Below are 26,451 nucleotides of genomic sequence, written 5' to 3' on the forward strand. Positions count from 1 at the left end.
GGCCCCGCAGGGCCATTTGATTGTATCAATACTTGCTGTTAAGCGTAGCTGCGCAGGCGCATCGAGAAATCCTGCAGCGACTTGATGCCCGAGCCTTCGGCGCGGTTGCACCAGTCCTGCAGCTTGTGCAGCAGCTGGTCGCGGGTGAAGTGCGAACGCTCCCAGATCACGCCCAGTTCCACCCGCATATTGTGCATGGTTTCCAGCGCTTTGCTGTGCTGGAACAGTTCCACCAGCTGTTGCTGCTGCGGCGCTTCCAGCTTGCCCGGCTCGCGCTGCATCAGCTTGCGCGACGATTTGAGGAAACGCGATTCCAGCTGGGCCTTGTCCTTCAGGTGCTCCAGCTCTTCCTTCCAGGCATGCTTCATCGACTTGGCGTACTTGGCCATGACGTCGTAGCGGTTGGCGATCACCGATTGCAGCGTCTCGAAGTCGGCTTCCAGCTTGTCCTTGGCGAACTTCGGCTCCGGCGCCAGCTTCTTGACCTTGGCCAGGCCCAGCATTTCCAGCGCGCGGATGTAGCCCCAGCCGATGTCGAACTCATACCACTTCGACGACAGCTTGGCCGAGGTGGCGAAGGTGTGATGGTTGTTGTGCAGTTCCTCGCCGCCGATCAGCAGGCCGAACGGGATGATGTTGGTGGCGGCGTCGGCGCAATCGTAGTTGCGGTAGCCCCAGTAGTGGCCGATGCCGTTGATGATGCCGGCCGCCGTCACCGGGATCCAGATCATTTGCACGGCCCACACGGTGATGCCGATGACGCCGAACAGCATGAAGTTGATGATGAACAGCGCCACCACGCCCGATGCGCTGAAGCGGGTGTAGAGGTTGCGCTCGATCCAGTCGTCCGGCGTGCCGTGGCCGTACTTGTCCATGGTTTCCTTGTTCTTCGATTCGGCGCGATACAGCTCGGCGCCTTCCCAGAACACTTTCTTGATGCCGCGCGTGACCGGGCTGTGCGGATCTTCCTCGGTGTCGCACTTGGCGTGGTGCTTGCGGTGGATCGACGCCCATTCCTTGGTCACCTGGCCGGTGGTCAGCCACAGCCAGAAACGGAAGAAGTGGCTAGGGATGGCGTGCAACTCCAGTGCACGGTGCGCCTGGTGGCGGTGCAGATAAATGGTCACGCTGGCGATGGTGATGTGGGTCACCGCCATCGTATAGAAGAAGACTTGCCAGGCGGTGAGTCGGGTGACGCCGTTAGACAAAAAATCCAATACTGCATTTAAACTAAAGCTCATTACTACTCCAAAGTGGGCATGTCTCGCTATGCGGTCGTTCCGTCAATATTGCGTTTCCAACAGGCGCAGGAAGTCCGTCAGTCTTACTTTTGGACTGTATTGTACGCTGAATTAATGCTGATTTGCGGAAGGTTTTCTTGCGGTCGCAGACTATTCCCTTGATGCAGTCGTGCTTTCCGTACCCGCCAATACGCTAGGCACCGGGCCCAGGATGCGCATTTCCCTCTGCGGGAACGGCACCGAGATGTTGTTGTCCTTGAGCGCGCGCCAGATCGCGCGGTTGACGTCCGAGGTCACGCCGCCACGGCCGTTTTGCGGATCGTTGATCCAGAAACTGACTTGCAGGTCGAGACCATCGGCGCCAAAGCTCAGCAGCGTGGCCGACGGCGCCTTTTCCTTTTGCACGCGGGCGACGGTCAGCGCCGCCTCCTCCAGCAGCTTGAGCACCATGTCGACATCGGTATCGTAGGCTACCGAGACCTTGGTCGAGATGTTCAGCATGCTGCTCGACAGCGACGAGTTCTGCACCGCGCCGGACACCAGCATCTCGTTCGGCACGATGGATTCCATGCCGTCCAGGCCTTGCAGCACGGTGTAGCGGGTGTTGATCTGCGTCACCATGCCGCTGTATTTGTCGACCGTAATCATGTCGCCGATGGTCAGGCTGCGGTCCAGCAGGATCACGAAGCCGGACACATAGTTGCTGGCGATCTTTTGCAAGCCCAGGCCGAGGCCGACGCCGAGCGCGCCGCCGAACACCGACAGCACGGTCAGGTCGATGCCCACCAGCGACAGGCTCATCAGCACCGCCACCAGGATCAGCACGGCGCGCGCGGTGCGCGACACCACCACCCGCAGGTTGGTGTGCATACCCTGCACTTTCATCAGCCACTCTTCCAGCGCGGCGCCGGCCCACAGCGCCAGCATCAGCAGCACCACCACCGACAGCGTGGCCTGCAGGATGTCGGCGATCGACACCTTGTATTTGCCGATGGGCAGGACCGTGCCTTCCATGTACTCGTAGACTTCGAACCACATGCCGGTGATGTAGAGCACGAAGGCCAGCCACACCAGCAGCTGGAAGATTTTTTCAAAGGCCAGCATGGTCGGGCTGACCTCGCCGCCGCGGCGCGCGAACACGCGGCGCAGCACGTAGAAGGTGAAGCGTATCACCGCCAGCGAGCCGAAGATCGGCAGCGCGACCTTGATCAGGTTGACGTGGAAGTGGTACTTGACCAGCGCCACGCGCGCCAGCGCCAGCAGGCAGACCACGGCCAGCGGCGCCATCACGCGGCCGAAGCTCTCGACGCCGAAGCGCAGCATGCCGCCGTGCGCCTCGTCGCGGCCGAAGCGTTTTTTCAGCAGCCGCGCCAGCGCAAAGCCCAGGATGACGGCGCCGACGATGGCGACCAGCTGCCACAGCAGGCTGGGGTCGCGGATATCGCCGGTGAGGTCGTCGATGAGATTGAGGAGCGGTTGTGGTTGGGCCATGGGGATTTTGCCGAGTGTCTGCTGAGTTGCGAGATGCGTAGATTAACGTAAAAAGGCCGGGAGGTGAGCACCCTTCCCGGCCTTTGAAACAGCGTCGTTTTATTCTTCGACGGCTTCGTCCTCGTCCTTGACGACGACTTTCTTGGCCATCGGCTTGCGCTCGAACACGGCGGCGAAGAAGCCGTCGGTCTGGTGCTTGTGCGGCAGCAGTTTCAGGTAGTCGCCCATGTCCAGCTCGATCTTCTGCTCGGCCAGCACCTTGCTCATCGGCACCAGCTCGAAGTCCGGGTGGGTGTCGAGGAATTGCTTGGCGATGAAGTCGTTCTCGTCGTCCAGGAAGCTGCAGGTCGCGTAGACCAGGCGGCCGCCGCCCTTCAGCAGGCGCGCGGCGCCGTCCAGGATCGCGGCCTGCTTGACTTGCAGTTCGCCGATCGCGTCCGGCTTCTGGCGCCACTTGACGTCGGGATTGCGGCGCAGCGTGCCCAGGCCCGAGCATGGCGCGTCGACCAGCACGCGGTCGATCTTGCCGGCCAGACGCTTGATCTTGGCGTCGCGCTCATGCGCGATCTGCACCGGATGCACGTTGGACAGGCCGCTGCGCGCCAGGCGCGGCTTGAGCTTGGCCAGGCGCTTCTCGGACACGTCGAACGCATACAGGCGGCCGGTGTTGCGCATGATGGCACCCAGCGCCAGCGTCTTGCCGCCGGCGCCGGCGCAGAAGTCGACCACCATCTCGCCGCGCTTGGCGCCGACGATGGCGGACAGCACCTGGCTGCCCTCGTCCTGCACTTCGATGGCGCCGCTCTTGAACAGCGGCAGGTTTTGCAGCGCCGGCTTTTGCAGCACGCGCAGGCCCAGCGGCGAGAACGGCGTCGGCGTGCTGCGGATCGGCGCCTGCGCCAGCTCTTCGGCGACCGCTTCGCGGGTCGCCTTCAGGCTGTTGACGCGCAGGTCCAGCGGCGCCGGCGCGTTCATGCCGTCGGCCAGCAGCAGGGTCTCGTCTTCGCCCATCTGCTCGACCAGCTTGTCGAACAGCCATTTCGGCATGTTCGAGCGCATCGACTTGTGCATCACCTTGCGGTCGATCTGCAGGATGCGCTCGACCCACGCCACTTCTTCCTCGGTCAGGCCGCCGAGCGACTCGACGCCGACGGCGTCGGCCATGCCCAGCAAGGTCAGGCGGCGCATGGTGGCGCCGCCGCCGGCTTCGGAGAAGTCGGTGTAGAACGATTTATTGCGCAGCACGTTGTAGATGGCTTCGGCGATGGCGCCGCGTTCGCGGCCGCCCAGGCGCGGGTGGTCTTTGAAATAGCGCGACAGGGTGGTGTCGGCCGGCGCGGCAAAGCGCAAAATCTCGCGCAACACTTCTTCGGCGTTGGCGAGTATCGCTGGTGGCAATCTCATGGAATTCCTTGGTTTAGTTTACTTTATGTGGTCCACATGGACCGCGCCCTGCGCTATCGTCAACCTGTCTTCGACAAACCAGCGCACCGCGCGCGGGTAGATGACATGCTCCTGCTCCAGCACGCGGGCGGACAGGGTTTCAACCGTATCGTCGGGCAACACGGGCACGGCGGCTTGCAGCACCATCGGTCCGTGATCGAGTTCGGCAGTTACGAAATGCACCGTCGCGCCATGCTCCGTCACGCCGGCGGCCAGCGCCTGCGCGTGCGTCGCCAGGCCGGGGAACAGCGGCAGCAGCGATGGATGGATATTGAGCATGCGGCCGGCGTAATGCGCGACAAACTGCTCCGTCAAAATCCGCATGAACCCTGCCAGCACCACCAGATCGGGCGCGAAGCCGTCGATCACGGCCTGCAGCGCCGCGTCGAACTCGGCGCGGCTGGCATAGTCTTTATTGGCAACAATAGCCGTCTTGATTCCGTGCTCGGCAGCGAACCCCAGCCCGGGGGCGTCGGCGCGGTTGCTGATGACGGCGGCAACGCGGGCCGGCCACCGCTCGGCGTTGACCGCGCGGACGACCGCTTCCATGTTGCTGCCGCGACCGGAAATAAGAATGACGATGTTTTTCATAGGCCGACATTGTACCTTGTCCACAGGCACAGAACCACAAAAGGCAAGAATTGCTGCGGCGCAGCAGGCGCCGACAGGCCGCAAAGAAGCGGCTCCGTCGCTGCCGCGGGAGGGGTTCCGGCCTACTCGAAGGAGTAAAACACCCGGAAAGGAACTTTTTTGTCGGCCCAGTAATCGGCAGCGTCGCGGAAGACGTCCAGCAGGGTTTCCCGTGCTTCCTTGTCAAATTTTTGGGTATTCGGCAATTGCTCCAGCACCACCAGAAAACCGGTTTGCGTGCCGGCCTTGAACATGGTCTCGGTCAGGGTTTCCCGCAGGCCGTCGAAATTCTTGCCTATACCTTTGGGAAACTGGAACGATTCTGCAATGATGCCCAGAACTTGCTGCTTGGTGGCGCCGGCGATGCAGTGCGCGTACAGGAAGTGCTGTTCAAGGCGGGCCGCCTCTTCCTGCAGCTCCACCACCCGGAAGGCGCGGATCGACTGCACGAGGTTGGGCGGCACGGTCATTAGCAAACTCATGTTTCCCTCAATTTGACCTGGCATGTACGGTGTGTCCACTTTACTGTCGGGAGTGCCTATTTTGTGAATTAATGAGTAAATAATTTGAGCACCTGTCCACTTTACACGGCGGCGGGTCTGCGCCGGCCGTGGCTGATTCAACGTGTTTCTCGAATCCCATACGCATATTAGGGTAACGTGTTGTTCCTTCCAGATCAACACGAATGTGATGTCTAACGCAATATTTGTTAAAAACAGAAGATATTTGAAGTGTTTTAGGGGTTAAATCGGCACATTTCGCCCCTGCGCAGGGCGGCGACGCCCGGGCGGCGGTGCTGTTACAATTTGTTGCCATAGATACTTGATATGCACTAGTTTCGGCGCGATAGCCGCATTACTATACTGATCATGCAATATCAGAATCCCTGATAAGACACCCCTGAACGAAACGAGGTACCAAATGAACTTGCAAGCCAAACTGATCGCATCCGTACTTTGCGTGGGCGCGCTGCCATTCGCCCAAGCCGCCGATTTTGAAGATTTCGGCCGCGTCGTTCGCGTCACCCCGCAGGTCGAACAAATCAACCGCCCACGCCAGGAATGCCGCACCGAGTATGTGCAAGTCCAGCAGCCGGCGCCGCAGCGCGGCGTGGGCGGCGCCATCCTTGGCGGCCTGGTCGGCGGCTTGGCGGGTAACCAGGTTGGCGGCGGCAGCGGCCGCTCGGTGGCCACCGCGGCCGGCGCGATCGCCGGCGCCCTGGTCGGCGACCGCGTCGACAACGCCAACACGCCCAACAGCGGCCCGGTCAGCGAACAAGCCGTCAAGCAGTGCCGCACCGTCGACCACTGGGAATCGCGCACCTCGGGCTATGAAGTCACCTACGACTATCGCGGCCGCAACTACACCAGCGTGATGTCCTACGATCCGGGCGAGCGCGTCAAGCTGCGCGTGGTGGTCGAGCCCGCCCAGCGCTGATCCGCCTCAGCATCTCCCCAGCAATGCCGGTCCCGCGACCGGCATTGTTGTTTTCAGGCTTGCTTTGCTGCAAGGCATCGCGGGATAATGCCGGTTCACTCCTGTCGCGCGTCTTTCCCCCACATCCCCATGCTGATCAAACGAAAATCCATCGAAAAAGAAGAATCCTCGCGCCCGGCATCGGCCCCGCCCCGCAAGCCGAAATATGCGCCGGTGACGCTGTCGGAGCAGGATGGCGTGCGCTATCTGCATTTCGGTACGGAGTGGGTGCAGGGCGCGATGCGCCTCCGCAAGCCGAACTGGCCGGAGCTGGAATACGCGCAGCAGATGATGGCGTGGATGCTGTGGCTGCCGCAGCCGAGGCACATCGCCCAGCTGGGCCTGGGCACGGCGACGCTGACCAAATACTGCCACGCCACCTTCCCCGGGGCCGCCGTCACGGCGGTGGAGCTGAACCCGTCGGTGATCGCGATCTGCGAATCGATGTTCAAGCTGCCGCCCAACGACGCCCGCCTGCGCGTGCTGGAAATGGACGCGCTCGACTATGTCAACGACGCGGCCAACGCCGCCACGCTGGACGTGCTGCAGGTCGACCTGTACGACGCCACCGCGCGCGGACCGGTGCTCGACAGCGCCGAGTTCTACCAGTCCTGCAACGCCTGCCTGGCCGACGACGGCATCATGACGGTCAACCTGTTCGGCGACCACCCCAGCTATGCGCGCAACATCAAGGCGATCAAGTTCGCGTTCGAGCAAGTCATTTGCCTGCCGCAGGTACATGATGGTAACGTGGTCGCGATCGCCTTCAAGCGCAAGCGGCCGGTCGCGCTGGAGGCGCTGGCCGCGCGCGCGGCGCAGATCGTCACCGACACCAAATTGCCGGCCAAGTCCTGGGTCAAAGGGATCACGGCGGCCATCGCAGCAATGTAACGACTTTTTGAAAGTGGCTTACGATGTCCGCAACTTCCGCACCCGCCCAGCAGAAATCGGCCCCGCTCGACCTGCAGCAGATCTACACCTGGCTGCTGGCCGACGGCATGATACGCAAGACCGAGGTCAAGGAGCTGTACGCGCAAAGCCAGGCGATCCTGAAGAACGCCACCGGCGCCATGCATCCGCTGTGCGCCGTCGCGCACGGCAAGCTGCTGTCGGCCAAGCCGCCGCATAAGCTGCTGACGCTGGACGCGCTGTGCGAATGGCTGGCCGCGCGCGTCGAGCTGGCCTTCATCCGCATCGATCCGCTGAAGATCGATTTCACCAAGGTGGCCGACGTGATGTCGGCCAGCTACGCGGCGCGCTTCAACATCCTGCCGGTCGAGCTGACCGCCGACACGCTGGTGGTGGCCACCGCCGATCCGTATTCGTTCGAGTGGGAGGCGGAGATCGCCAAGATCTCGCGCCGCGCGATCCGCCGCGTGATCGCCAACCCGCTCGACATCGCGCAATACATCACGCAATTCTTCAGCCTGGCCAAGTCGATCAAGAAGGCCAACAAGTCCAGCGGCAACGACCTGGCGCTGCGCAACAACTTCGAGCAGCTGGTCGAACTCGGCAAGATCAACAAGCAGGTCGACGCCAACGACCAGCACGTCATCAACATCGTCGACTGGCTGTGGCAGTACGCCTTCGAGCAGCGCGCCTCCGACATCCACCTCGAACCCAAGCGCGACATGGCGGCGATCCGCTTCCGCATCGACGGCGTGCTGCACCAGGTGTACCAGGTGCCGGCGGTGGTGATGATCGCGATGACCGCGCGCATCAAGCTGCTGGGCCGCATGGACGTCATCGAAAAGCGCCGCCCGCAGGACGGCCGCATCAAGACCCGCACCGCCGGCGGCCAGGAAGTCGAGCTGCGCCTGTCGACGCTGCCGACCGCCTTCGGCGAAAAGCTGGTGATGCGCATCTTCGACCCCGAGGTGGTGGTCAAGACCTTGCCGGAACTGGGCTTCCCGATCGACGACGCGCTGCGCTGGGACGCGCTGACGCAGCGCCCGCACGGCATCATCCTGGTGACCGGGCCGACCGGCTCCGGCAAGACCACCACGCTGTACACCACGCTCAAGGCGCTGGCGACGTCGGAGGTCAACGTCTGCACGGTGGAGGATCCGATCGAGATGGTCGAGCCTGCCTTCAACCAGATGCAGGTGCAGCCCGGCATCGAGCTGTCGTTCGCCGACGGCGTGCGCGCGCTGATGCGGCAGGATCCGGACATCATCATGGTCGGCGAGATCCGCGACCTGGCCACCGCCGAGATGGCGATCCAGGCCGCGCTGACCGGCCACCTGGTGCTGTCGACCCTGCACACCAACGACGCGCCGTCGGCCGTGATGCGGCTGCTGGAGCTGGGCGTGCCCTACTACCTGCTGGAGGCGACGCTGATCGGCATCATGGCGCAGCGCTTGGTGCGCACGCTGTGCGTGGATTGCAAGGCCGAAGGCGGCGAACTGAGCGACGATATCTGGCAAAGCCTGGCGGGCGCGTGGAACCTGCCCAAGCCGGACAAGGTATATCGCCCGGTCGGCTGCCCGGAGTGCCGCCAGACCGGCTACCGCGGCCGCACCGGCCTGTATGAATTGCTGACGGTGACCGAGCGCTTCAGCGAGCAGGTGCGCGAGGAAACCGACATCCAGGCGCTGCGCCGCCAGAGCGTGGCCGACGGCATGAAGCCGCTGCGCATCGCCGGCGCGATGAAGATCCAGGAAGGCGTGACCACCGCCGACGAAGTGCTGAAGGTGACGGCGGCCCTGGGCATGAAATAAGCGATGCGAAACAATCGGCTAAATTGTTTTAACAAAACCCTTTGCAGTTCGCGGCCGGCTGTATATAATACGGCCTCTTTCGGGGGTCGTTAGCTCAGCTGGTAGAGCAGCGGACTTTTAATCCGTTGGTCGCAGGTTCGAATCCCGCACGGCCTACCACCGAATTCGCAGTACAGAACAGGGTTTCCCGCTTCGGCGCGAAGCCCTTTTTTGCGTCCCCGGCGACAGCTCCCGCTTTGCGCTCGCCTTTCTTATTGACAAGCTTATTGCGTCATCCCGCGCCCAAGCCCAACCTGCTCGCGCTCGCCGGTTGATGGGCCGGGCATATGCATCGAGGAATTCGCTTCCGCCAGCGGTAATAACGGCTGCTCCGCCTCGACCGCCTTTTGCTCGATCTCGAGCAGGCGCGTCTCCCCCAAGCGCCAATCGGCGCCGTCCGCCCACAAGCTGGTGCTGCCGCGGATGCGCACGTTGCAGCCGCCCACCACCGCGTCGCTGACATGCCACTGCAACGCCGCATGCGCCCGGCCGACCGGCCCGGAGCCGCGCACACGATCGATCGTGATCACATCGGGCGCCAGCAAGCCGCCGAAAAGCCGGCGCCCGCCCGGCGGCCGGCCGGATGCCGTTTCCATGCGTGGGCCGGGCCGTGCGCCGGTCGCCTCCAGCTCAAGGGCAAGCTGGTCGCACAGGCTGTCCGCGCTCGAACGCAGCGACAGGAAATTCAACGCCTGTTTGCGGCCATGCGCCAGCAGCGCCTGCTCCAGCAAGGGATCGCGGTCGAACTTGGAAAACAGGCCAAGTTCCTTTGCCATCGCACTTTCCACCGCTTCGCCGTCCAGGACGATGCGCGCCACTTCGATCGGCTTGTCATCCGGGAGGAAGCGTTGACCCGGATCGTCCATGCGCTGGTTGAACGCCTTGATGAACGCGACTTCCTGGTTCAGCGACAGGTTCCCCGACAGCATGTCGCGCCGGTGCCAGAGTTCGCCGCCGGAACGCGTGCCGCCGCGCGCATCGGCGACCCGTTTGCTGAAGTCGAACCGGTCCTGGTTGATTTGCAGGATCCACAGCCCGTGCGGCTTCTTGGTCCGGTCGGCAAGGTTCGAGATGAAGTCCTTGATCGGCGGGTTCTGCGAAAACAGGCCATCCCAGCAGAACATCTTGCGCGGCTCATGGGTCTCGGCGTCGGTACCGTCGACTTCCTGTGCCTTGAACACCCACGGCAGCGATGCGGACGCCAGCACGGCGTCCAGGGTGATGCCGGCGTCCAGCGATGAACGTTCGGAACTGAAGGCCACGAAGGCGCCGCTGTCGATATCGACCGCACCGATCAGCAGCTGGGGAATGCTGTAGCTGACCTCCTTCACCGCCTGCGACAGGGTTGCCAGCGACGCCGGGTCGAACGCCAGCCCCGGCGCACGCCATGCGGCGAACGCCGTGCGCAACAGGCTTTCTTCAGGAATATCGCTCCGCGCCATCGCTTCCTGGATCCGACCCGCCGCGTCCAGTTTGCACCGCAGCCCTTCCTCGATCGCCTGCTGCGTGCGGCGGATCCGGGCGTGCTGCGGGGCCGCCGGATTGAGCATCCTCGCTTCCAGGTCGCATGCCTGCCAGCGCTTGATTTCCAGTGGAATGCTGCAGAAATCCCCAATCGCCGCCACCAGCTTGAAGTCGACATGCGGCGCGACGGCTTGGCGCAGCTGGAAGTAAGGGCCGCGTATCCAGTTGCCGAATGGCGGCCAGCACGCGGTCATCAATGGCCACATGCTGGTCGCAAACCCCTCGATCTCCCGCAGCGGCGACAGATACGGGCTCAGCTTCAGGTCCAAGGGGAGCATATTGCCCCACCACTGCCCCAGCTCGTTGAGCAGGTGTTCTCCGGGTCGCTGGGCGCAGTTCGCATCCCAGAACCGCTCCAGCTTGGGCCGGACGGCGTCTGCCCCGCCGGTCAGAAAACCGTACCACGCAAGCAGCGCACTGATGGCGCCACCCGATGTTCCGCTGATACCGGTCAGATGCAGCACTTCGCCCTTGCCGTCTTGCAGCGCCCTGCGACGGGCGGGGGATTGCGCGATGTCGATGTTCGCAAACTGCGGCAGCAGGGCCGGCAGCGCCCCCGCAGCATAGGCCGCATGACTGCCGCCCCCTTGGCATGCAATTGCGATGTTTTTAATGGCCATCATATTCCTCCTCGTCGTCTGGTTACCTGGACAGGTCCCGGCGTTCGCCCTGGGGATGCAAGCGCGCGGCAGTACGCCGACCTGATTCATTTTTAGGCACCACGGATGGCCTGCGGTTCCCGCATCGGCCCGTTCGCTACGCGAAAATCGCGACGCCGGGTCCTGCGGAAGCCTGTTTTCCCTCATTACATTTAGTGTAAGCTACGGACAAAGAGCGCAATGCGCCGGACTATAGAGGATGACACATGGGTGGTTGGCGCGGAGGATGGACCTGGCTGCTCGGCGCGGCTTGCTGCATCCCGTTGCTGTCCGCCGGCGCGCCGGCCGAACCGACCATCGTGCTGCGCACCGCCGCCCAGGAGGGCACCGAACCCAAATTCATCGCCGACGGCAAGGACCGCATCGTCGGCCTGTGCATCGATATCATGCGCGCCGTCGAGCAAATCGATCCCGGGCTGCGCTTCGTCGGCGACCAGCACTGGAAGCCGCTGATCCGCGCCTATTCGGAACTGGCGACCGGCCAGGAAGACGTGCAATGCGCGGTGCAGCGCAATCCCGAGCGCGAAAAGAAATTCCATTTCCTCGGCCCGCCGCTCTACAGCATCGAATACCATTTCCTGGTGCGCAGCAACGACAAGGTGGTGATCCACAGCTGGGACGATGTGCGCAACCTGGCGCCCAACGGCGTGGTGCTGATCAACCGCGGCTTCGCGGCCGGCGACATCCTGGCGTCGCTGGGCGGCATCGAGATCGACGCCAGCTCCACCAACCCGCAACTGAACCTGCAAAAGCTGATCGCCGGCCGCGGCCGCCTCTACTTCCACCGCGGCCCCGGCCTGCAGAAACTGCTGGAGCGCACCGGCACCGCCGACAAGGTCAAGATCCTGCCGCAGGTGATGTACAGCGCCAAGCTGTACTTCGCCACCAGCAAGCAGCTCGACAGCCGCATCAACGACCGGCTGGCCGGCGCCCTGTTCCAGCTGGAGAAAAACGGCGAGCTTGAACGCATGATGCGCAAGTGGGACTAAGGCTGGAAGCGGCGCTGCGCCAGGCTGCTATACTTTCCGCAGTTGTCATCCGGGGAGGGACAATGCTGCCGAGGAGATTGCGAGGCGCGCTGGCGCTGTGCTGCATGCTGCTGAGCGGCGGTGCCTGGACGGCGCCGGCCGTGGTGCTGCGGGTGGCGGCCCAGGAAGGCACCGAGCCCAAGTTCATCCCGGCCGGCAAGGGCCGCATCGTCGGCTTCTGCGTGGACCTGTTCCGCACCATCGAGCGCATCGATCCCGGCCTGATCTTCATGGGCGACCAGCAATGGCTGCCGCTGCTGCGCGCGCACTACGAACTGGCCAATCACCAGCACGACGCGCTGTGCGCCGTGCAGCGCAACGAAGAGCGCGCGCGGCTGTACGCCTACCTCGACCCGCCGCTGTTTCCCCTGCGCTATATGCTGATCGCGCGCGGCAACGACAACGTCGTCATCAACGATTGGGCCGATGTGCGCAATCTGGGCAAGCAGAACGTGGTGCTGGTCAATCGCGGCTATACCACCGCCGAGGTGCTGGAAGGCGTCGGCGGCTTGCAGGTCGACGCCAGCGCCACCAGCCCGCTGATCAACCTGCAAAAGCTGATCGCCGGACGCGGACGCTTTTTCCTGCATCGCGGCCCCGGCCTGAACGGCTTCATCGAACGCGCCGGCGCCGCCGGCAAGGTGAAGATCCTGCCGCAGGTGATGTTCAGCACCGACGTCTACATGGCGATGGGCACGCATGTCGATCCGGCGGTGCGGCTGCGCGTGCAGCGCGCGGTCGAGCAGATGGAAAGAAGCGGGGAGCTGGCGCGCCTGATCAGGAAATGGGATTAGTGGGCTAGTCCCCCATCCAGCGGGCGCTGCCCGAGACGCGGATCGAACCGCCCGCCTCATTGCCGATCTGGACTTGCAAATGGCAAGGCGCTCCCATGTCCTCGCCCTGGATGATGTCGATGGCGCCACCGTGCGGCCAGTCGAGGTCGCGTAAATATCCCGCCAGCGCCGCCGCCGCGGCGCCGGTGGCCGGATCCTCATACACGCCGCTCGACGCGAACGGGTTGCGCGCATGGAAGCGCTGCGGCGTTTCCGCGTGCACCAGCGAGATCGTGGTCAGGCCGTAGCGCTGCATCAGGCTGCGCCCCGCCGCCAGCTCGTAGCGCATCGCGCGCAACCGTGCGCGGCTGGCCAGCGCCAGCACCAGGTGGGTTACGCCGCCGTTGGCGAGCGCCGGTGGGATGCGGTCGTCGAGATCGGCCAGCGTGTAGCCGAACAGCGCCAGCGCTTCCTTGACCAGCGCCGGCGGCGCCGGCTCGCTGGAGGTGGCCGGCGACTGCAGCGCGGCGTCGGCGCGCGCGCCGCTGGCGCGGCCTTCGACGGTCACGCGCGCATGGTTGGTGGTCAGCGGGAAAATGCCGTCGCCGTTCTGCTGCGCCAGCACGGCGCCCAGCGCGATGGTGGCGTGGCCGCAAAACGCCACCTCGCCGTCCGGCGAGAAGTAGCGCACGCGCCAGCCGTCGTCGGTGGGCGCGGCAAACACGGTTTCCGAGTAGCCCATTTCGGCGGCGATGCGCTGCATGGCCGGCTCGTCCGGCAGTGCCGCCCGTATCATGACGCCGGCCGGGTTGCCGCCACTATCGCCTGCGGTGAAGGCGGCGACTTTGTGGATCTTGGTGATGGTCTGCATGGGTGGTCTCCGTGGTCTTGTGGATGGACTGGGTAGAAACTTGATTGACAGCAATGAAGGATTTGGCCACTATCTTTGCTTCACCGACTTTCGAGCGACCTCGCCATGACTATACCGCGACTTTCCTTTCTTGCCCTCATCATTTCGGCCCAGTTCGCCGGCCAGGCGCTGGCGGCCGATGCGCCCGCCGCCAGGCATGCGATCACGCATGAAGATGTGTGGCTGATGAAGCGCGTCGGCGCGCCGCAGCCCAGCCCGGACGGCAAGTGGGCGGTGTTCTCCGTCACCGATCCGGCCTACGACAGCAAGGAGCAGTGGTCGGACTTGTGGATCAAGTCGCTGGGCGACGACGCGCCGGCGCGCCGCCTGACCTTCAGCAAGGGCGGCGAAGGCGCGGTCAACTGGTCGCCGGACAGCCGGCAGCTGGTGTTCGTGGCCAAGCGCGAAGGCGACGAGGCCGGCCAGATCTACCGCATCGACATCGCCGGCGGCGGCGAGGCGCAGCGCCTGACCACGCTGACCCTGGGCGCGCGCTCGCCCAAGTTCAGCCCGGACGGCAAGCAGCTGCTGTTCATCAGCGATATCTTCCCCGGCAACGCCAACGAAGAAGAGGTGAAGAAAACCGCCAAGGAGCGCAAGGACCGCAAGTACACGGCGCGCGCCTACGAAACCTTCCCGCCGCGCTTCTTCGACAAATGGCTCGACGACAAGAAGGTGCGCCTGTTCGTGATGGAGGCGGCGCTCGGCGCCAAGCCGCGCGACCTGCTGGCCGGCACCAAGCTGGCGGCGCTGCCGGGCTTTGGCGGCGGCCAGGGCGACGAGGGCCAGTCGCTGGACGCGATCTGGTCGCCGGACGGCAAGGCGGTGGTGTTCTCGGCCTCGATCAACCGCGACGAGCTGGCGCGCGCGTCCGGCTACACGCAGCTGTTCAGCCTGCCTGTGGCGGGCGGCGAAGCGCAGCAGCTGACGGCCGACAAGCACAGCTACAACAACCTGAAATTCAGCGCCGACGGCAAGACGCTGTTCTCGCTGACCGAAGCGGAAGAACCGGGCAAGGTATATGACGTCAGCCGCCTGGCGAGCTTCAGCTGGCCGCTGGCCGGCGCCACGCCGAAGATCCTGACGGCATCGCTGGACCGTTCGATCTCGCGCTACGCGCTGCCGGCCGGCACTGGCCGCGTGGTGTTCAGCTACGAGCACGCGGGCCTGGAACAGCTGCACTCGATCAATTACGCGGGCGGCGACCTGCGCGACGAACCGTCGCCGCCGACCGGCAGCATCGGCTCGCTCAACGCCGGCGGCAAGGCGCTGGTCGGCGTATGGGAATCGGCCATCAATCCGCCGGAGGTCTACGCCTTCGGCAACGGCGCGCCGAAGCGGCTGACCGCGTTCAACACCGAGCGCGCCGCCAGCATCGACTGGCAGGCGCCGGAACACTTCTGGTTCAAGGCCAGCGACGGCCGCATGATCCACAACATGATCGTCAAGCCGGCCAATTTCGATCCGGCGAAAAAATATCCGCTGTTCGCCGTGATCCACGGCGGCGCGGCCAATATGTGGCGCGACCAGTTCGTGATCCGCTGGAACTACCACCTGCTGGCGCAGCCTGGCTACGTGGTGCTGCTGACCGACTACAAGGGTTCGACCGGCTACGGCGAGGAATTCGCACGCGCGATCCAGGGCGATCCGCTCAAGGGGCCGGGCGACGAAGTCAACGAAGCGGTCGATGAAGCGGTCAAGAAATACAGCTACGTCGACGGCAGCAAGCTGGCGGCGGGCGGCGCCAGCTACGGCGGCCACCTGGCCAACTGGCTGCAAGCCACCACCACGCGCTACAAGGCCATCGTCTCGCACGCCGGCGAGATGGACCTGGTGATGCAATGGGGCTCGAGCGACAGCATCCACGGCCGCGAAGTCAACAGCGGCGGACCGGTGTGGGGCAACCTGCCGGTGTGGCGCGAGCAGAGCCCGGTCATGCAGGCCGGCAACCACGAAAAAGGCACGGGCTTCACGACGCCGATCCTGATCTCGGTGGGCGAGCTGGACTACCGCGTCCCCGCCAACAACGCGCTGATGAACTTCGCCACGCAGCAGCGCCTCAACGTACCGAGCAAGCTGCTGGTATTCCCCGACGAAAACCACTGGATCCTCAAAGGCGACAACAGCCGCTACTTCTACAGCGAAGTCCACGGCTGGCTCGCCAAGTACCTCAAATAAACTCCGGGGTCAGGTCCAGAACACGGACACGGCCTCTGGCGTAGCGGTCGCTACAGCAGAGACCGTGTCTGCATCCTGGACCTGACCCCGGAGTTTTAGTTGAAGCTGAGGCCGCTGTTGCTGGCGTTGGTCAGCGTCTTGGCCTTGAGGTCGATCGTGAAGCGGTCGCTTGGCTTGCCGGAGCCGAGCCCCTTCAGGATCGCGAACACTTGCTTGAACTGGTTCTGGAACAGCACGTGCACCGGGTTCTGGTCCGACGGCTGGTCGCCGATCCTGGCGATGGCCGCCGGCGAGGCCGGGAAGGCGCTCATCAGGACCTTGTACTGCGCTACGCGCTGGGTCCCCATGTCGCGCAAGGCCAACTCGCCCGCGTACACCGTGCGGTGGAAGTCGCCATAGAATTCATAGGCGCTGATCTTGGCGAAGTCGTCCAGCTTGAGGCCGGCCGCCGTGGCGACCTGCTCGGCCTTGGCGGTGGCCGCGGCCCAGTCCGCCGTCAGCTGGCTGGCCGCGACGCCGCCGTCCGCTACCGTGCCCTTGGCTGCGCACGCCGCCGTGATCGGCAACACCGACGGGTTGTCCTTCAGCTGCGCCAGCGTGACCTTGGTCTGCAGCTGCGACAGGATCAGCATCTGGCGCGCGTCCAGCGACATCGCCGCTTCCTTCATTTCACATGGCCAGTAGTCGCCCATGAAGCGCAGCCGCGACAGTTCGCCGAAGTAGGTGCGGGTGAACTGGCCGTAGGAGGTCGCGTCCAGAATGCCGCGGTTCCAGCGCTTGGCGACGTCGCCGGCGGCCACGCTGCCCTGCAGGTAGTCGTACTCGGTCTGGTACAGCGGGAACAGTTCGTTGTAGCGCGCGACGCTGTCCAGGCCGACCGTCTGCACGTCGATCCTGTCCTTGCTCTGGTAGCTGACGATCTTGTACGCGGCGCCGAACACGGCCAGCGACGGCGATTGCACGTTGACCAGGTAGTTGCCGGCGGCGTCCTTGTAGTCGTTGGTGCCGTTGAAGTGCATGTGGCCGCCCATGTGCAGCGGCAGGCCGGTGGCGGCCAGCGCGGCGGTGGTGGCGGCGGCCGGCATGCGCGTGACCTGGAAGGCGCCCGATTTGAACACGGCTTTCATGGCGTCGGTCTGGTTGGCGTAGAAGTCCATCGTCGGGTAGTGCGAGAACGACATCAGCTGCTTGCCCTGCGCCTTGGCGCGCGCGGCCACCGATTTGATCCATTCCATCTGGTGGATCTTGTGCGTCTGCACCTTGTTCCAGCCGGCGTCGCCGGCGTTGTCGAAGCCGCTGAACACTTTCGGATTGGCCGGGTCGAACTTGGCGTTCGGGACGTGGACGTTGGCGTCCAGCGCCAGCAGCCAGATGCCCTTGACCGGTTCGACCAGGTAGCTGGCGTCGATGATCTTGGTGCAGCGCGTGTACGACTTGCCGAGCTTGGTTTCGCCGGCGGCCTTGTAGCTGCCGCCCTCGCCTTCGGCGCAGATTTCGAACTCGCGCTTGCCCAGCGCGGAGGCGGCGGTGGCGGCATCGTAGCTGTACTTGCCGTCGGCGTAGGACGTGAACGGGGTTTCCCAGTAGACGTCGTTCTTGTTCGGCATGTAGCCGAATTCGCCCAGCTTGGTGAGCAGCTTGTCGTAGCCCTGCTCCATCAGCTGGTTGGTGCAGACCACGGTCGGGTCCTTGGCCTTGCAGGCGGCGTTGTTGACGGCGTAGATTTTCTGTTCCTTGCCGTCGCGCGTGAGGAAGTCGTTCTTGCCGGCCTCGTCGTCGTCGTACGGCTCGTTCGGGTCGTGGTTGCCGGGCGCGATGAAGAAGCGCATGCCCTTGGCCTGGTATTCGTGCAGGATGTCGGCCATGCCGTCGATGTTGATCGGCTGGGCGTCGTCCGAGATGTCGCCCGGCAGCGCGACCAGGCGGATCCCCTTGCCGTAGGCGTCGTCCAGCGCGGCGCGGAAGGCGAAGTAGTTTTCGTTGAACAGCCGGGTCGACGTCAGCTGCGCGTACATCGTGCGTATCGTCGCGTTCTTGCCGTCCTTGGTCGGGATGCCGGAGAACTGCGCGCTCTTCAGGTCGCCGTAGATGTTTTCAAAGTGGACGTCGCTCATGAAGGCGACGGCGGTCGAATTGTAGCCGTCGCCGGGATTGGTTTCGGTGACGGGCAGGCCGTCGCTGCCGCAGGCGGCGAGCAGCGAGGCCAGCAAGGTAGCCAACGGCAAGGCTGGTAGGGCGAAGCGCATGCAAAACTCCATCAAGCTGTTAAGGTCGGCGCATTGTTACATCGACAAATGACAGCTTGATTACATTTTGGGAACGCTTCCAGTCAAGCGGCCTTGGCCGGGACGGCGGGTACGGCCGAGACCGCGGCGGCCGGCTTGCGTATCATCAGGATCACGGCGGCCGCCACCAGGCAGGCGGCGCCGGCGGCGAACAGCGCCGGGTTGTAGGTCAGCAGCAAGGTGCGGATGCGGCCGGCGCCATAGGCGGCGACGGCGGCGCCCATCTGGTGGCCGGCAAACACCCAGCCGAACACCATGCCGGCTTTTTCCTTGCCGAAGGTGGCGCCGACCAGCCGCACCGTCGGCGGTACCGTGGCGATCCAGTCCAGCCCGTAGAACATGGCGAACAGCGACAGGCCGTACAAGGTGAATTCCGAATACGGCAGCCAGAACAGCGACAATCCGCGCAGGCCGTAGTACATGAACAGCAGCTTGCGGTTGTCGTAGCGGTCCGACAGCCAGCCGGAGGCGATGGTGCCGACCAGGTCGAATGCGCCCATCATCGCCAGCACCGACGCGGCCGGCACGGCCGAGAGGCCGGAGTCGCCGCACAGCGAGATGAAGTGCGTCTGGATCAGGCCGTTGGTGCTGAGGCCGCAGATGAAGAAGGTCGCGAACAGGATCCAGAACACGCGGTTGCCCGAGACGCTGGCCAGCACCTTGAACGGGGTGGCGAAGGTGACGTGCATCGGCGGCGCGATCGGCGCCACCGGCGTGCCGGCAGCGGCGCCATACGGCGCCAGGCCGACTTCATTCGGGCGGTTGCGCATGAACAGGAACACCAGCACGGCCACCACGGCGCAGGCGGCGAACACCGGGATGACCGCCATGCGCCAGCCGAAGTGCTCGATCAGCCAGGCGCCGACCGGCAGGAAGATCAGCTGGCCGGTGGCCGAGCTGGCTGTGAGCACGCCCACCACCAGGCCGCGGTGGGTGTCGAACCAGCGCGTCGAGACCACGGCGCTGAGCACCAGCGCGGTCATGCCGGAGCCGACGCCGAGCATGATGCCCCACAGCACGACCAGATGCCAGAACTGCGACATCTGCGTGGCCAGCGCCATGCCGGCGGCGACCAGCGCCAGCGCCGTGACCACCACGTTGCGCAGGCCGAAGCGCTCCATCAGGATGGCGGCGAACGGCCCCATCAGGCCGAACAGCACGAAGCGTACCGCCAGCGCGGACGAGATCTGTTCGACGTCCCAGCCGAACTCCTTGGACAGCGGTTGCAACAGCGCCCCCGGCAAACCCAGCGCGGCCGACGAGGTCAGCGCGGTGAGGAAGGTGAGCGCGACGATGACCCACGAAAAATGCAGGCCGCGCCGCTGCAGCCAATTGGAAAATGCTTGTGCAAACATAAAGATCCTCGCGATGCGATGCGCGCGGAAGGCACGCTGACCGCCAGTTTAAATGATGACCATCATGAATGCAATCAAAAAAAACGCCCGGCGGGCGCCAAGGCCATCCGGCGCGGCGGCGCGCGGACGGCGGATGCGTCGGCGCCCGGCGTGGCCATGAGGCGGCGCCGGGCGCACAGGACAGCGGGCGTGGGGGCTAGCCCGCCCTCCTTTTACTTGATGCGCAGCGAGCTTTGCACCTTGTTCACGCCCTTGACGTTGCGGGCCACATCGACGGCCTTGTCGACCTCGGCCTGCGACGGCACGAAGCCGCTCAGCATGACGGTGCCGTTGGTGGTTTCCACATGCACGTCCAGCGATTTCAGTGCGGGCTCGGCCAGCAGCTCGGTCTTCACCTTGGTGGTGATGACGGAGTCGGCCACGGTGTCCTTGGCCAGCTCGCTCCTGGAGCGGGTTTCGCACGACGCTTTGTCGGTACCGGTCAGCGTGCTGCAGTCGATGCCGGTCTGGGCCACGTCGGCGGCTTTCTTGCCGGCCTTGGCGTCGTTGACGGCGGCCACGTGCATCGACTTGGCGCCGCTCAGGCAGCTGTCCTTGTCGGCGCCGCTCATCGGCGCGCACTGGGCCTTGGCCAGGTTGTAGTTGGCGTCGGCCACATTGATCTGGGCTTTTTCCACCGATTTTTTGTCGTTCTTGTACTGCCATGCGGCGGTGGCTTCGCTGTTGGCGCGCGCGACCTTGGCTTGTTCGACGCAGACATCCTTGGCGTTGCCCGACTGCGCATCGCATGCGGCCTTGGCGGTTTTATAGTCGCCGTCGGCTTTGGTGGTGGCGGCCTTGTACGCTACCTTGTCGTCGTTGGGCGTGGCGGCGAAACTGGCGCTGACTGCGGTAGCCATGACGAGGAAGAGCAACTTGTTCATGATGTGTCCCTTTGTTGTGGTGGTTGATGGACACATTAAACGCCCGCAAGCCCTCAGGCTCTGTGCGGGAACGTACACTGTTGGCGATTTGCTATGGGGACTCAGTCGTCCTGCAACAGCCCCTGGCGCCACAGGCTGCCGGCCTGCTCGAACAGCGGCAGTCCGGCCGGGAAGGCGGCGCCGGTGGGCGCCAGTTGCAGCCAGGCCAGCGTGCTGTGCGAGCCAGTGGCCGGCGACGGCTGGCGCACCTGCCGCATCCACGCGGCGACGGCGGCATAGTGTTCGGGATGGCGCTGCTGGGTCCAGGCCAGCGCCACCAGGTCGGCGTAGCCCTCTTCGCGGCGCGTGTCGCGCAGCGCCTCGGCCTCGCCTGGCGGGCCTTGCTCGAAACCGGCCGGCAGCGCGTGCCATACGCCCTGCGCGTAGCGCCAGCAGTGGCCGATCTCATGGGCGACCATCGCTTCGATCATCAAGGGGCGCTGCGCGGCCGGCACGTTGGCGAGGATGTCTTCGGCGTTGGGATTGCCGCGCATCGACAGCACCAGCTTGCAGCGGCCGTCCTGGTAGCCCAGCGCCAGCGGCACGTCGTTGGGACGCGCCTGCGGTTGCACGGTGATGTCGATCGGCAGCTTGAGCTCCTGCTTGGCGTAGGTCAGTACCGCCGCGCCGGCGGTGAGCCAGCGGGTTTCCACGTCGGTCAGCTGGGCCGCGGAAGCCAGGCCGGACGAGAGGAACAGCAACAGGGATAAGGTGCGCTTGATCATGGTGATCAAACTGTAGCATGGCGTCGGCAATATTTATTGCCGCAAAGCAGGTTCTACAACAGTTTATTTCTACGTAGAAAAAGTTGAATGATTACGCAATTGAAAACGGGGACCGTGGTCCCCGCGTGGCTTTATTTGCCCAGCAGCGTATTGGCGGTCTTGAATGCCGGCCGGATGTCGTTCGGCACGGATTTCATCTTATCCAGCGCCTTCCGCACGTCCGGACGGATCACCACATACCTGGTCATCATGTCCTTGGCGCGGGCGTAGTCGCCGGTCGCTTCGATGGTCAGGAACTCGCGGTCGAGGTCGATCACGGCTTGCTTGATCTTCTTGAAGTCCACCGCGAAAGTGCCGTCGCCATGCGAGACGAAGCCGCCCTTGTCGAGGATGTAGTTCATCTGGATCGCCATGCCGCGCGCGTGCGAGTCGGTCAGGCCGAAGTGCAGGGTGCGGAAGGCCGACGCCAGGAAGGTCGTGTACAGCTTGCGCTCGGCCGCCTCGCCCTGCCCCAGCGTGCCCTTGAGCTGGCCCTTGTCCATCATATAGGCCAGCGCGTACAGGCCGGTGATATCGGCCTTGGCTTCCTCGATGGTCGAGTAGGCTTCCTTCAGGTCCTGGCGCGGCGTCGATTCCTTGCCGTTGGCCTTGGTGATGTGCGGGCCCAGGCCGTGCGTGATTTCATGCGCGAGGATGTGCGTGAAGAAGGAATCGAAGTCGACGTCCTTCTGGTCCGCCGGCTTCAGCACCAGCCTGGAGATCGGCGTCAGCGTGGACTTGAACTTGGCTTCCTGCACGTTCTTCAGCATCACGCGCTTGGAGCCGCGCTGGCTGATGATGCGCTCATCGTTCGGCAGGTTGTAGGCGGCGGTCTGCACGCCCATGTTGCCGTCGCCGGCGCCGTACACCTGGTTGACCACGACCATCGGCGCGAGGGCGCCGACTTTCGGGTTGCGGTATTGCGCGTCCAGCGGCAGGTTGTCTTCCAGCTCCTGCATGTGCTTGGCGAAGAAGTCCAGCTTCTGCGTTTCCTTCTGGTCGCGGATGTTGACGTAGGCTTCAAACGCGGCCTTGTAGCCGAACAGTTCGTCGTTGTAGGTTTCGTATGGGCCGATGGTGATGTCGACCGGCGCGTCCAGGTCCATCCAGGCGAAGTCGGAGGCCAGGTAGTCATTGCTCAGGAAGGCCTCGGCACGCAGTTCCAGGAATTTTTTCAGCGAGGCGTTGTCGGTGTCGGCTGCGGCTTGCTTCAGCAGGCTTGCGGCTTTTTCCAGATCGGCCTTGTACTCTTCGGAATATTTGACGATCTTGAATTTGCCGTCGCTGCCGCTGCGGATGGTGGTGAAGAACCATTGCGCCTGGTTCTTGTCCTCGGCCGACAAACCGTTCATCCAGTTTTCCAGCGCGGCCTTGCCGGCGCCTTCCGGATAGAAGTTGCCGCCTTCAGGTTTCTTGGCTGGCACGGCGATGCCTCCCACTTCGGCCGGCAGGAAGGATTGATGGTCGTCGAGAATGGACCATGGGCCTTTGTTGAGCCAGAAGTAGTCGAGGCGGGCTTTGCCCAGCGGCGTCGTGTCCTTTTTCAGCGCGGCCCACAGCGCTTCGTTGCCGGACCAGCGCTGGCGCAGTTGCAGCACGTCGATGATCTTGGCCGCCTCGATCAGTTTGGCGATGGCTTTTTTGTCGCCGGCGGAGAGTTTGCTGGTGTCGGCGGTCAGCGCGATCGGCGCGTAGCGCTTGCTCATCTTGTTCAGGTCGGCAACGCCGGCCGGCGCGGCAAAGGCGGTGGCGCAGGCCGCAGCCAAGGCCAGCGGAAGCAGGATTTTTTTCATGTGTTCCTCGGATAGAGTGAGGAACACATTGTACGGGATACCTACCAGGCCTTATATACCTGTCCCGTCTGCGCGCCGTCGACGCTGCGCGCATACGACAGCGCCACGCGCTGGGCCGGCGCCGGCTCGAAACCGATGAAGAACGGGCCATAGCTGCCCATCGATTCCTGCAAGACGGTCGGGCTGACGACATTGATGCGCAGGCCGCGCGGCAGTTCGATGGCGGCGCCGCGCGCAAAGCCCTCGACCGCCGAATTGACCATGCTGGCGCTGGCGCCGTTGCGTATCGGCTCGTCCGCCACGATGCCGCTGGTCAGCGTAATCGAACCGCCATCGTTCAAATACTCCTGCGCCACCATCGCCACGTTCACCTGCCCCATCAGCTTGCTGTTCAAGCCCACATAAAAATTCTCAGGCGTAAAACCGGCCAGCGGCGCGAAGTGCAGCGCGCCGGCCGCCACCACCACCGCATCGACCTTGCCCACCTTGGCAAACAAAGCCTTCACTTGCGCGATATCGGCGATATCCGCCTGATACTCGCCGCTGCGCGAGCCGACCGCCACGATCTCATGGCGCTGGCCCAATTGCTCGACAACCGCCTTGCCGATCGTGCCCGAAGCACCGATAACGATAACTTTCATGCTGAACTCCTTCAGTGACTGTGATTGACGCAGCCAGTATCACTCCAACAGCCGAAAGAATAAATGCGCTAAGATGAATATCATTACTAATCCACAGTTAGCAATAGCATGGACAAGCTGCGCAGCATGGAAATCTTCGTCGCGGTGGTCGACGCCGGCAACTTCACGGCCGCCGCCGCCACGTTCAACATATCGCCCGTCATGATCGGCAAGCACATCGCCAGCCTGGAGGCCACGCTGGGCGCGCGCCTGCTGGCGCGCACCACGCGCCGCCAAAGCCTGACCGAGATCGGCGCGCAATATGTCGAGCAATGCCGCGCCATCCTGGCACAGATCGCCGCCGCCGAAACCGGCGCCGAAGCGATGCGCAGCGTGCCGCGCGGCCGGCTCAGGATCACCGCGCCCTTCTCTTTCGGCAGCGAATGGCTGGCGCCCGCGATCAGCGACTACCTGCGCCTGCATCCCGAGGTCAGCGTGGACCTCAGCCTGAACGACCGCATGGTGGACCTGGTGGAAGAAGGCTACGACGCCGCCGTGCGCATCGGCGCGCTGGACGACTCGGGCATGATCGCACGCCCGCTGTTCAACTACGCGATGGCGATCTGCGCCACGCCGGCCTATCTGAAAAAGCACGGCACGCCGCAAACGCCGGATGAACTGGCCGCTCACGAATGTCTGGATTTCATGGTCGGCGCGGTGGGCGTGCGCTGGCGCCTGCAGTCGGTGCACGACCTGCGCGGCAAGCGCGAGCTGCCGGCCAGCCGCTTCCGCACCAACAGCGGCCAGGCCTTGCGCATGGCCGCGCTCAAGGATTTCGGCATTGTGATGCAGGCGGAAGTGCTGCTGGCGCAGGATATCGCGGCCGGACGGCTGGTGCCCATCCTGTGCGATCACCTGCCGCCGCCGCGTCCGATGAACCTGGTCTACCCACGCGACCGCCTGGCCACGCCCAAGCTGACCACCTTCATCGACTTCATGGTGGAACGCTTCGGGCCAGCGGCATCGCCTTTATTGCGCACCGCTGGCTCTTCCGCGTAGGGACGACGCTTACTGCGCCTTGGTGTTGATGCTGCCGTTCTGCGCCACCGACGCCAGTTGCGCCGAAGGCTGCCAGCCCGCGCCCAGCGCGCGCGCCACCGACACCGCCGCCAGCAGGCGCTGGGTGTTGATCTGCACCGCGGCGCGATCGGCCGACAGCGCGCTGCGCTGCGCATCGGTCACGTCGAGATAAGTCGACACGCCGCGCTCGTAGCGCGCACGCGCCACCAGGTAGCCGCGCGCGGCCGCCACTTGCGAGGCCTTCTGCGCATCGCCCTGCTGCTGGCGTTGCTGCACGTCCGACAGCGCATCTTCCACTTCGCGCAGCGCCGTCAGCAGCTTGGTCTGGTGATTGGCCAGCGCCTCTTCATAGCGCGCTTTCGCGATCGCCAGGTTGGCCTTGTTGCGGCCACCGTCGAAGATAGGCAGCGACAGCGCCAGCGGGCCAACGCTGAACTGGCGCGAATCGCCCTTGGCCAGGTTGCTCAGGCTCTCGGACGCGAAACCGAAATTACCGGTCAGCGATACCGATGGATAGAACGCGCCTTCCGCCACGCCGATCTGCGCATTGGTGCCGCGCAGGGTCGCCACGCTGCCGGCCAGGTCCGGACGCTGCGCCAGCAGGCTGGCGGGCAGGCCGACCGGAATCGCCGGCGGCTGCGGCAGCACGGACGCATTCGCGTTCGGCGCCGTCAGCATGGCCGACGGCGAGGCGCCGACCAGCGTTGCCAGGCTGTGCTCCAGCAGGTTGCGCTGGCGCTGCACTTCATGCAGGTCGGCCTGCGCATTGGCGCGCTCGATGCGCGCGCGCGACACGTCCAGCTCATTCGACAGGCCGGCATCGAAGCGCGCCGTCACCAGCTCTTCCGATTCGCGGCGGGTATCGAGCGCGCCGTTCAGGATGGCGATTTCCGCATCCAGGCCGCGCAGCTGCCAGTAGGTGGTCGCCAGCTGCGACGACAGCAACAGCAGCACGCCGTCGCGGTCCGCTTCGGCCGCCAGCGCTTGCGCGTCCGATGCTTCCACCAGGCGGCGCACGCGGCCCAGCAGGTCGACTTCATACGAGAAGTTGGAACCGACCGAGTAGTTGTTACCCTTGATCGAGCGGCCGCCCAGCGCCAGGCCTTGCGAGGTCTCGGCCGAAGTGCGCGAGTTCGAGATGCCGGCATTCACGCTCAGTTGCGGCTGTTGCTGGGCGCGCGTCACGCCGGCCTGCTCCAGCGCCTGCACCAGGCGTTGCGCGGCCGCCTTGACGCTCGGATTGTCGCGCAGCGCGGTCTGCTCGAGGCGGTTCAAGGTGTCGTCGTTGAAGACGGTCCACCACTGCGCCGGCAGATGCGCCTCGCTGGCGCCGGCTTGCGGCAGATGGCGGAACGACGTATCGGCGACATTCTTCGGCGCCGAGAAATCGGAACCGACGGTGGCGCAGCCGGTCACGGCCAAGGTTACGGATACAGCGAGCGTCAGGCGCTTCAAAGCTGAATTCAACATGGTGTTACCT

21 protein-coding genes and 1 tRNA gene are annotated in these 26,451 nt (G+C 64.4%); 8 read left to right on the forward strand and 14 right to left on the reverse strand.

Annotated elements, in window-relative coordinates:
- Positions 1-38: 38 nt before the first annotated feature.
- The 5 genes from ACEN9F_RS12265 to ACEN9F_RS12285 form a co-directional block, all read right to left on the reverse strand.
- Positions 39-1,241, reverse strand: coding sequence for a fatty acid desaturase (locus ACEN9F_RS12265; protein WP_413420294.1), 1,203 nt, complete (start codon positions 1,239-1,241; stop codon positions 39-41).
- Positions 1,242-1,391: 150 nt separating this feature from the next.
- Positions 1,392-2,732 (reverse strand): mechanosensitive ion channel family protein, encoded by a 1,341-nt coding sequence (locus tag ACEN9F_RS12270; protein WP_413420295.1) that lies wholly within the window; start codon positions 2,730-2,732, stop codon positions 1,392-1,394.
- 99 nt (positions 2,733-2,831) lie between these two features.
- Positions 2,832-4,136, reverse strand: a complete 1,305-nt coding sequence (locus tag ACEN9F_RS12275; RefSeq protein WP_413420296.1) for an RsmB/NOP family class I SAM-dependent RNA methyltransferase — start codon at positions 4,134-4,136, stop codon at positions 2,832-2,834.
- A gap of 18 nt (positions 4,137-4,154) precedes the next feature.
- The gene (gene purN / locus ACEN9F_RS12280; protein ID WP_413420297.1) at positions 4,155-4,766 is read right to left on the reverse strand and encodes a phosphoribosylglycinamide formyltransferase; all 612 of its coding nucleotides are present in this window, start codon (positions 4,764-4,766) and stop codon (positions 4,155-4,157) included.
- Between the two features lie 122 nt (positions 4,767-4,888).
- A complete protein-coding gene (locus tag ACEN9F_RS12285) occupies positions 4,889-5,287 on the reverse strand; it encodes a barstar family protein (protein WP_413427048.1) in 399 nt (132 codons plus the stop codon).
- 439 nt (positions 5,288-5,726) lie between these two features.
- Here ACEN9F_RS12285 and ACEN9F_RS12290 point away from each other — a divergent pair, with 439 nt between their 5' ends.
- The 4 genes from ACEN9F_RS12290 to ACEN9F_RS12305 all read left to right on the forward strand — a co-directional run bounded on the left by ACEN9F_RS12290 (position 5,727) and on the right by ACEN9F_RS12305 (position 9,160).
- Positions 5,727-6,242: a glycine zipper 2TM domain-containing protein gene (locus tag ACEN9F_RS12290; RefSeq protein WP_413420298.1), complete on the forward strand. Its 516-nt coding sequence runs from the start codon at positions 5,727-5,729 to the stop codon at positions 6,240-6,242.
- A gap of 129 nt (positions 6,243-6,371) precedes the next feature.
- Positions 6,372-7,172, forward strand: coding sequence for a spermidine synthase (locus tag ACEN9F_RS12295; protein WP_413420299.1), 801 nt, complete (start codon positions 6,372-6,374; stop codon positions 7,170-7,172).
- Between the two features lie 23 nt (positions 7,173-7,195).
- Positions 7,196-9,001 (forward strand): GspE/PulE family protein, encoded by a 1,806-nt coding sequence (locus ACEN9F_RS12300; protein ID WP_413420300.1) that lies wholly within the window; start codon positions 7,196-7,198, stop codon positions 8,999-9,001.
- Between the two features lie 83 nt (positions 9,002-9,084).
- Positions 9,085-9,160 (forward strand) — tRNA-Lys (locus ACEN9F_RS12305).
- A 104-nt stretch (positions 9,161-9,264) separates the two neighbouring features.
- Here the strand turns inward: ACEN9F_RS12305 and ACEN9F_RS12310 are convergent.
- A complete protein-coding gene (locus ACEN9F_RS12310) occupies positions 9,265-11,187 on the reverse strand; it encodes a patatin-like phospholipase family protein (protein WP_413420301.1) in 1,923 nt (640 codons plus the stop codon).
- A 242-nt stretch (positions 11,188-11,429) separates the two neighbouring features.
- Here ACEN9F_RS12310 and ACEN9F_RS12315 point away from each other — a divergent pair, with 242 nt between their 5' ends.
- Together ACEN9F_RS12315 and ACEN9F_RS12320 are read left to right on the forward strand one after the other, a co-directional pair.
- The gene (locus ACEN9F_RS12315) at positions 11,430-12,212 is read left to right on the forward strand and encodes a substrate-binding periplasmic protein (RefSeq protein ID WP_413420302.1); all 783 of its coding nucleotides are present in this window, start codon (positions 11,430-11,432) and stop codon (positions 12,210-12,212) included.
- 62 nt (positions 12,213-12,274) lie between these two features.
- A complete protein-coding gene (locus ACEN9F_RS12320) occupies positions 12,275-13,045 on the forward strand; it encodes a substrate-binding periplasmic protein (RefSeq protein WP_413420303.1) in 771 nt (256 codons plus the stop codon).
- 4 nt (positions 13,046-13,049) lie between these two features.
- Here ACEN9F_RS12320 and ACEN9F_RS12325 read toward each other — a convergent pair whose 3' ends face one another.
- Positions 13,050-13,895, reverse strand: a complete 846-nt coding sequence (locus tag ACEN9F_RS12325) for a PhzF family phenazine biosynthesis protein (protein ID WP_413420304.1) — start codon at positions 13,893-13,895, stop codon at positions 13,050-13,052.
- A 105-nt stretch (positions 13,896-14,000) separates the two neighbouring features.
- On the opposite strand from ACEN9F_RS12325, the gene ACEN9F_RS12330 reads away from it, so the two are divergent.
- A complete protein-coding gene (locus ACEN9F_RS12330; RefSeq protein ID WP_413420305.1) occupies positions 14,001-16,112 on the forward strand; it encodes a prolyl oligopeptidase family serine peptidase in 2,112 nt (703 codons plus the stop codon).
- A 95-nt stretch (positions 16,113-16,207) separates the two neighbouring features.
- On the opposite strand, the gene ACEN9F_RS12335 is transcribed toward ACEN9F_RS12330, so the two are convergent.
- The 6 genes from ACEN9F_RS12335 to ACEN9F_RS12360 all read right to left on the reverse strand — a co-directional run bounded on the left by ACEN9F_RS12335 (position 16,208) and on the right by ACEN9F_RS12360 (position 23,912).
- Positions 16,208-18,358, reverse strand: a complete 2,151-nt coding sequence (locus ACEN9F_RS12335) for a metallophosphoesterase (RefSeq protein ID WP_413420306.1) — start codon at positions 18,356-18,358, stop codon at positions 16,208-16,210.
- Positions 18,359-18,441: 83 nt separating this feature from the next.
- Positions 18,442-19,752, reverse strand: a complete 1,311-nt coding sequence (locus tag ACEN9F_RS12340; protein ID WP_413420307.1) for an MFS transporter — start codon at positions 19,750-19,752, stop codon at positions 18,442-18,444.
- Between the two features lie 212 nt (positions 19,753-19,964).
- The gene (locus tag ACEN9F_RS12345) at positions 19,965-20,675 is read right to left on the reverse strand and encodes a BON domain-containing protein (RefSeq protein ID WP_413420308.1); all 711 of its coding nucleotides are present in this window, start codon (positions 20,673-20,675) and stop codon (positions 19,965-19,967) included.
- A 101-nt stretch (positions 20,676-20,776) separates the two neighbouring features.
- Entirely contained in the window at positions 20,777-21,439 is a 663-nt protein-coding gene (locus tag ACEN9F_RS12350) for a hypothetical protein (protein ID WP_413420309.1), read from the reverse strand.
- Between the two features lie 131 nt (positions 21,440-21,570).
- A complete protein-coding gene (locus ACEN9F_RS12355) occupies positions 21,571-23,271 on the reverse strand; it encodes a dipeptidyl-peptidase 3 family protein (protein ID WP_413420310.1) in 1,701 nt (566 codons plus the stop codon).
- 41 nt (positions 23,272-23,312) lie between these two features.
- Entirely contained in the window at positions 23,313-23,912 is a 600-nt protein-coding gene (locus ACEN9F_RS12360; RefSeq protein WP_413420311.1) for a short chain dehydrogenase, read from the reverse strand.
- A 108-nt stretch (positions 23,913-24,020) separates the two neighbouring features.
- On the opposite strand from ACEN9F_RS12360, the gene ACEN9F_RS12365 reads away from it, so the two are divergent.
- Positions 24,021-24,950 (forward strand): LysR family transcriptional regulator, encoded by a 930-nt coding sequence (locus ACEN9F_RS12365; protein WP_413420312.1) that lies wholly within the window; start codon positions 24,021-24,023, stop codon positions 24,948-24,950.
- A 9-nt stretch (positions 24,951-24,959) separates the two neighbouring features.
- Here ACEN9F_RS12365 and ACEN9F_RS12370 read toward each other — a convergent pair whose 3' ends face one another.
- Complete coding sequence (locus tag ACEN9F_RS12370; RefSeq protein WP_413420313.1) at positions 24,960-26,441, reverse strand: efflux transporter outer membrane subunit; 1,482 nt, start codon at positions 26,439-26,441, stop codon at positions 24,960-24,962.
- Positions 26,442-26,451: the final 10 nt, after the last annotated feature.

It is taken from the genome of Duganella sp. CT11-25 (genome assembly GCF_047302815.1).
GTDB lineage: Bacteria > Pseudomonadota > Gammaproteobacteria > Burkholderiales > Burkholderiaceae_D > Rugamonas.